Genomic DNA, 4,276 nt, shown 5'->3' on the forward strand with positions numbered 1-4,276 from the left:
CGATCTCCCGTGACGGCGCTGGCGACGCCGGGGCGGTCGGCCGCCCACGCGAGGGCGACCTCGAGCGGGGAGCGCTCGAGCCCGTCGGCGGCGGTGCGCACGGCCTCCACGACCCCGCGCGCCGAGGGGTCGAGGTGCGGCTCGACGACGTGCACGAGGTGCGGCGAGGCCGCCCGGGAGTCCGCGGGCAGCGCGTGGCGGTACTTGCCCGTCAGCACGCCGCCGCCGAGGGGGCTGCGCGCGAGCAGGCCCACCCCGCTCGCCGCGGCGGCGTCGCGCAGGTCGACGTCGGCCCAGCGGGAGACCAGCGAGTGCTCCACCTCGACGGCGACGAGCGGCGCCCCGCCGGCCTGCGCCAGGGCGGCGGCGCGGGCGGTCTGCCAGGCGCCGTGCTCGGCGAGGCCCGTGTAGCGCGCGCGGCCGGAGCGCTGGGCCTCCGCCAGGGCGGCGAGGGACTCCTCGACGGGCGCTCCGCCGTCCCCGGGCCCGTCGTCGCCGACGTCGCCGCCCCGGTCGGTGCCCCGGTCGGTGCCGCCGAGCAGCAGGAGGTCGACGTGGTCGGTCCGCAGGCGCGCCAGGGAGTCGTCGAGGTCGGCGAGGAGGCTGCGCCGCGAGCCGTCGGTGCGGCGCGCGGCGCCGAGCCCGCGGGAGCCGACGCGCAGGGCCAGCACGAGGTCCCGGCGCGGGACGACGTCGTCGAGCAGCGCGCCGAGGAGCTCCTCCGCCTCGCCGGAGCCGGAGGCCGCGGTGCTGACGAGGGTGCCGCCGGCGTCCGCGAAGTCGCGCAGCTGCTCGGAGGCCTCGTGCTCATCGGTGTCGCGCCCCCACGTCAGGGTGCCGAGCCCGAGCCGTGAGACGCGCAGGCCCGACCGTCCGACGCGCCGGGTCTCCATGGCGCTCGACCCTAGCCGCGGACGGGGCGGGCCCCGGCGCGCCCGGCGGGCGCCGCACCGACCCGTCCGCCGGTGGCGGGTCGTGGGCCCCGGCGTCGCTACTGTCGGCGCCGTGCGTCTGGGCGTCGACCTCGGTCAGGGTCCGCAGGTCTCGGCCGCGGGGCCCGGTGGTGCGGGCGAGGACCCGTGGGCCCGCGTCCGCCTCGCCGAGGAGGCCGAGCGCCTGGGGTACGCGGTCGCGTGGGCGGCGGAGGCCTACGGCACCGACGCCGTCACGGTGCTGTCCTGCGTCGCCGCGCGCACGACGCGCATCGGCGTCGGCAGCGCCGTCCTGCAGATCCCCGCCCGCAGCGCCGCCATGACGGCGATGACGGCCGCCTCGCTCGACGCCCTCTCCGGCGGCCGCTTCCACCTGGGGCTGGGGGTCTCCGGCCCGCAGGTCTCGGAGGGCTGGCACGGGGTGCGCTTCGACGCGCCGCTGCGGCGCACGCGCGAGCACGTCGAGGTCGTCCGGATGGCGCTGCGCCGCGAGGAGGTGCGCTACGACGGCCGGCACCTGCAGCTGCCCCTGCCCGACGGGCCCGGCCGCGCGCTGCGGCTGTCCGTGCGGCCGCTGCGCGCCGACGTGCCCGTGTACCTGGCGGCCGTGGGCCCGAGGAACCTCGAGCTCGCCGGGGAGCTCGCCGACGGCTGGCTCGGCATCCTCGTGACGCCCGAGCACCTGCCGGACGCGCTGGCGCACCTCGGGGCGGGACGGCGCCGCTCGGCGCGCCCCGACGCCCCCCTCGACGTCGTCGCGTCCGTCGCCGCCGCGCCCTCGGACGGGGCCTCGGTCGCCGAGGACGACGAGGCGGGGCGCCTGGGGGCCCTGCGGGCCCGGCTCGCCCTCTACGTCGGCGGCATGGGCAGCCGCGAGCAGAACTTCTACAACGCCCTGGCCGTGCGGCTGGGCTACGAGCGGGAGGCCGCCCTCGTGCAGGACCTGTACCTCGACCGCCGGCACCGGGAGGCCGCCGCGGCGGTCCCGCGGGGCCTCCTCGAGGCCACCAGCCTCGTCGGGCCTCCCGCCGCCGTCCGCGACCGCCTGGCCGCCTACGCCGAGGCGGGGGTGACGACGCTCTCCGTCCTGCCCGACGGGCGTGACGAGGCCGAGCGGGTCGCCGTGCTCCGCACGGTCGCCGAGGCGCTCGACGCCAGCGGGGCGGGCTCCTGATGGGCTGGGTCGAGGCGCTGGTCCTCGGTCTCGTGCAGGGGCTCACGGAGTTCCTGCCGATCTCCTCCAGCGCGCACGTGAGCATCGTCGGCCAGCTGCTCTTCGACGGCCGCGACCCCGGGGCCGCCTTCACCGCCATCATCCAGCTGGGCACCGAGGCCGCCGTCGTCGTCTACTTCTGGCGCGACATCGTCCGGATCGTCCGGCGGTGGGCGCTCTCGCTCGTGGGTCGCGTGCCGCGCAGCGACCCGGACGCGCGGATGGGCTGGCTCGTCATCCTCGGGTCCATCCCCATCGGGGTCCTCGGGCTCGTCTTCCAGGACCAGATCGAGACCCAGCTGCGCAACCTGTGGATCACCGCCGTCATGCTCGCCGTCTTCGGCGTGCTCCTCGGCGTCGCCGACGCGCGGGCGACGACCCGCAAGGACCTGTCCGACCTCTCGGTCCGCGACGGCCTGCTCTACGGGTTCGCCCAGGCGCTGGCGCTCGTCCCGGGGGTGTCCCGCTCCGGCGGCACCATCACCGCCGGCCTCCTCCTCGGGTACCGCCGCGAGGCCGCGGCCCGTTACGCCTTCCTCCTCGCGATCCCGGCCGTGGTCGCCTCGGGAGGCTTCCAGCTCGTCTCGGAGCTGGGGGAGGGCGGGGCCGCCTCGGTCGCGTGGGGTCCCACCGTGCTGGCGACGGCGATCTCCTTCGGCGTCGGGCTCGCCGTCATCGCGTGGCTGCTGCGCTTCATCAGCACCCACACCTTCCGCGGGTTCGTGGTCTACCGGCTCGCGCTGGCGGCCGTGCTGGCCCTGCTGCTGCTCACCGGCGTCGTCGACGCCGCGCCGGTGGTGGCGCCCGCCGTGCAGCCCTGACGGTCCGCCCAGCACCGGCTCCGGCGCCGGACGGGCCTACAGCCACCCCGAGCGCCGGAAGGCGCGGTGCAGCACGAGGCAGACGGTGACCATGAGCAGGAGCGCCGCCGGGTAGCCGTAGCGCCACGCCAGCTCGGGCATGTACTGGAAGTTCATGCCGTAGATCCCGGCGATGACGGTGGGCACGACGGCGAGGGCCGCCCACGCGGAGATGCGGCGGGCGTCGTCGTTCTGCTGCAGGCCCACCTCGGCGAGGTGGGCGCTGTGGACGTCGCCGAGCTGGCGGTCGGTCGCCTCGACCGACTCGGCGGCCTGCTGGGCGTGGTCGGCCACGTCGCGCAGGAAGACGCGGGCCTCCTCGGGCACGAGGTCGAGGTCCTGCTGCCACAGCCGCCGCACGGGCTCGACGAGGGGGCGGGCGGCCCGGACCATCTCGAGCACCTCGCGCTTGAGCTGGTACACGCGCGCCGTCGTCCCGGCGCCGCGGTCGTCGGGGCTGAAGACCTCCTGCTCCAGGTCGCTGACGTCGACCTCGAGCTCGGAGGCGATGGCGACGTAGGCGTCGACGACGACGTCCAGCACCCCGTGGAGGACGGCGGCGGGGCCGAGCGCGAGGAAGTCCTCGTCGAGGCGCCCGCGGGCGCGCTCGACGACGCCCTCGTCCTCGCGCGAGACGGTGAGCACCCACCGGTCGCCGAGGACGACGAGCACCTCGCCGGTCTCCACCGCCGAGCGGCTGTCGTCGTAGCGGACGGGGCGCGCGCTGAGCAGGACGGAGCCGCCCTCGTCGGCCGGGTAGCGCTCGAGCTTGGGGCGCTGGCGCCCGGTCTCGAGGTCCTCGACCGCGAGGGGGTGCAGGTCGAGGACCTCCGCGTAGCCGGACAGGTCGCCCTCGCCGGGGTCGGTGTGGTGGACCCACACGAAGCCGGCCCCCTCGGCGCGGGCCCGGGCCAGGGCGTCGGCGGTCTCCGCGGCGCCGGGGACCCGCGCCGTCGGCGACGGGTCGGACGACGCGCCGGCGTGCGCCGGGACGTCGACGTCGTGCAGGCGGGTGCCGTCGCAGGTGCGGACGATGGCGCTCACGGGTTCCTCCGGAGGGGTCGTGGCCCCGGCCGGGGCTCGGCGCGCGCGAGGGGCGCGGGTCGGTCGGCCCCCGCCGGCGCGGGGCGCGGCCGAGGACGGCGCCTATGGTGGCGCCCGTGCCGACCCTCCTGCTGGTCCGACACGGGCGCACCGCGGCCAACGCCTCGGGCGTGCTCGCGGGGCGGACGCCCGGTGTCGGCCTCGACGACAGCGGCGCCGCGCAGGCC

The 4,276-nt window shown here is 77.7% G+C and carries 5 protein-coding genes; 3 read left to right on the forward strand and 2 right to left on the reverse strand.

Annotation, left to right across the window (positions count from 1 at the left end; all coding sequences use genetic code 11):
* Positions 1–893: aldo/keto reductase (locus HLB09_RS13755; RefSeq protein WP_171203914.1), on the reverse strand; the 893-nt coding region annotated here is incomplete at its 3' end.
* Between the two features lie 112 nt (positions 894–1,005).
* Here HLB09_RS13755 and HLB09_RS13760 point away from each other — a divergent pair.
* Positions 1,006–2,106 (forward strand): LLM class F420-dependent oxidoreductase, encoded by a 1,101-nt coding sequence (locus HLB09_RS13760; protein WP_212771079.1) that lies wholly within the window; start codon positions 1,006–1,008, stop codon positions 2,104–2,106.
* On the forward strand, positions 2,106–2,966 hold the full coding sequence (locus HLB09_RS13765) for an undecaprenyl-diphosphate phosphatase (protein ID WP_171203916.1): 861 nt from the start codon (positions 2,106–2,108) through the stop codon (positions 2,964–2,966). Before HLB09_RS13760 ends, HLB09_RS13765 begins: the two co-directional genes overlap by 1 nt.
* A gap of 36 nt (positions 2,967–3,002) precedes the next feature.
* On the opposite strand, the gene HLB09_RS13770 is transcribed toward HLB09_RS13765, so the two are convergent.
* Positions 3,003–4,049 (reverse strand): magnesium and cobalt transport protein CorA, encoded by a 1,047-nt coding sequence (locus tag HLB09_RS13770; RefSeq protein WP_212771080.1) that lies wholly within the window; start codon positions 4,047–4,049, stop codon positions 3,003–3,005.
* A 116-nt stretch (positions 4,050–4,165) separates the two neighbouring features.
* On the opposite strand from HLB09_RS13770, the gene HLB09_RS20440 reads away from it, so the two are divergent.
* The coding region (locus HLB09_RS20440; RefSeq protein WP_171203917.1) for a histidine phosphatase family protein at positions 4,166–4,276 on the forward strand (111 nt) is incomplete at its 3' end.

Origin of the sequence: Pseudokineococcus marinus, from assembly GCF_013004605.1 — a bacterium.
Lineage (GTDB): Bacteria > Actinomycetota > Actinomycetes > Actinomycetales > Quadrisphaeraceae > Pseudokineococcus > Pseudokineococcus marinus.

What these genes read in the sequence shown, in the direction of transcription:
- HLB09_RS13765 (WP_171203916.1), top strand. Translation starts at nt 2,106, where the DNA reads ATGGGCTGGGTCGAGGCGCTGGTCCTCGGTCTCGTGCAGGGGCTCACG.